This is a genomic window from Parablautia muri, from assembly GCF_009917485.1.
In the GTDB taxonomy this organism is placed as follows: Bacteria; Bacillota; Clostridia; order Lachnospirales; family Lachnospiraceae; genus Suilimivivens; species Suilimivivens muri.
On sequence record NZ_QZDT01000181.1, the window covers coordinates 1 to 934 of the forward strand.

At 46.3% G+C, this 934-nt stretch carries 2 protein-coding genes; both read left to right on the top strand.

Translation table 11 applies throughout. The annotated features are described in order from the left end of the window. Window positions 1-390, top strand: a 390-nt coding sequence (locus D5281_RS25075) for a LytTR family transcriptional regulator DNA-binding domain-containing protein (RefSeq protein WP_160562556.1), incomplete at its 5' end; no start/stop codon positions are given. Window position 391: 1 nt separating this feature from the next. Next, window positions 392-832, top strand: a complete 441-nt coding sequence (locus D5281_RS25080) for a hypothetical protein (RefSeq protein WP_160562557.1) — start codon at window positions 392-394, stop codon at window positions 830-832. The last annotated feature ends 102 nt before the right edge of the window (window positions 833-934 follow it).

The window sequence follows — 934 nt, forward strand, 5'->3', positions numbered from 1 at the left end:
ACATCTATCCTAACGGTAAGCGACTTGATTTTTTTAGCCACAAGTGTTACAAAAAAGCTTGACCACTACAAGCTGCAGGCATTCCTGCGGCAGTACCAAAAGAAGGAGGTGCGGCTGGAGTTCAGGAACGTATCCTATGAGGAAAACGGTGTATTGTCGGAAAATATGGTGTACGAGTACCCAGATGCTATCAGCGGGCTGGAGGAGCGGATGCAACCCTACGGTTTTGAGACGAGCTGCCGGGGCATCCTTGTAAACCTTAAAAATGTGGCAAAGAAAAAAGGGGATGAGGTTGCATTAAAAAACGGCATGTCAGTGCCGCTGTCGCAGAAGCGGGTGGCGCAGTTCAAGGAACGGCTTAATGAATACATCCATAGCAGTGGGGAGTAGCGTGAGAAGAACTTCTAGCCACTCACAGCAAAGGCTGTTTCGTGGAGAAGTTCTAAGTCTCACGCTGGAGAATGCCTGGTACGGCATTCTCCGCACTGATTTTAATGTCTGCATAGCAGACGGGATAGGGGTAGGCATGGAAAATTTAGTATATCTGTTCAGTTGTTTTCTGTCATGTACAATCGTTGCCGGGCTGATGTTCCAGTTCATGGGTGACCGTTATGAGAAAGACTTTGTAAATCCGTGGGTTTACCGGATTGCCGCCGCTGCCTCCGTGGTGATCGTGACGCTGGTAAACCTGAAACACAGTACATGGTGGAATATGGCAGCAAATTTTATGGTGTTCGGCATTGTCAGCTTTATCTTCTATGTGGATAAAAGTGGCAGGAGATATTGGCGGGTGCTGGAGTCAGAATGTTTTTTTGATGACCGTGCTGTTTGAGGGGGATTGAGATGGTCAAGTTTTTTTGTAACACTTACAAGGAAAAGTTTTGACATAATCATGCCTGCATTCTCTTTTCAAATGGTGTCATATATCCATTTG